General features: G+C 72.9%; 1 protein-coding gene. It reads left to right on the forward strand.

Annotated features, from left to right (window positions below):
* Positions 1–131: 131 nt before the first annotated feature.
* Positions 132–1313: carbohydrate-binding protein (locus KGA66_RS29060; protein ID WP_211472810.1), on the forward strand; the 1182-nt coding region annotated here is incomplete at its 3' end.

Consider the following 1313-nt stretch of genomic DNA (forward strand, 5'->3'; position numbering starts at 1 on the left):
CTCTACACTCTCTCCGTCGTCGGAAGCGTCAGATGTGTATAAGAGACAGACCACCCACCCTCCCGCCGACCGACCGAGCGGCCCAGCGGCCCAGCGCCGGCGAGGAAGATCAGGCACCTGAAGGGAACGCAATGAGGCTTCTCACCTTCACGCGGCCGCCCGCGCGCGGCCGGTCCCGGCCGCGGGGCCGCCGGCCGGTGTTCCGCGCGCTGCTCGCGGTCGCGGCGTTATCCGCCTTGTCGCTGCTGGCGGGTGCGCACACCGCGGCCTTCGCCGCCGCCGGTGCCCCGTTCGGCGGCACCGCGGCCGCGGTGCCGGGCACGATCCAGGCGGCGAACTACGACACCGGCGGCCAGGGCGTGGCGTACAACGTCACCTCGGCCAACGGCACCGCCAACAGCTACCGCTCCGACGGCGTGGACCTGGAGACCACGGCGGACACGCAGGGCACCGGCCCGGCCGGCGGCGCCTACGACCAGGGCTGGACCACCGGCGGACAGTGGTTCAAGTACACGCTCGACGTCTCGACCGCGGGCACGTACAGCGTCGCGTTCCGGCTCGCTTCGCCGTACGGGATCACCGACGCGCTGCACATCGCCGACGCGTCCGGCACCAACCTCTCCGGCGCGCTCGCCGTCCCGAACACCGGCGGATATCAGACCTGGACCACCGTCGCCGTCAGCGTCACCCTGCCGGCCGGCCAGCAGACGCTGACCATCGCTCAGGACTCGAACGGCTACAACCTCCACGACCTGGCCTTCACCCTGACCTCGGGCGGCGGTTCCGGCGGCGGTTCCGGCGGTGACCAGCCCTTCGGCGGCACCCCGGCGCCCGTACCGGGCACGGTGCAGGCGGCGAACTACGACACCGGCGGCCAGGGCGTCGCCTACAGCGCCGCCGCGGGCGACGGCACCGCCAGCAGCTACCGCTCCGACGCGATCGACCTGGAAGCCACCGCGGACACGCAGGACACCTCCCCGGTCGGCGGCGCCTACGACCAGGGCTGGACGGCGAACGGGCAGTGGTTCAAGTACACCGTCGAGGTGTCCACGGCAGGGACCTACACGGTCAGCTTCCGGGTGGCCGCGCCCGGTGCGGTCGCCGACGCGCTGCACATCGCCGACGCGTCCGGCACCAACCTCTCCGGCGCGCTCGCCGTCCCGAACACCGGCGGATATCAGACCTGGACCACGGTCACCGCCAGCGTCACCCTGGCCGCCGGCGCGCAGACGCTCACCGTCGCTCAGGACGCCGCCGGCTGGAACCTGCACTACCTGGCCTTCACCCAGGGCTCAAGCGGTGGCGGCGGGGGT

It is taken from the genome of Actinocrinis puniceicyclus (genome assembly GCF_018283645.1).
Lineage (GTDB): Bacteria > Actinomycetota > Actinomycetes > Streptomycetales > Catenulisporaceae > Actinocrinis > Actinocrinis puniceicyclus.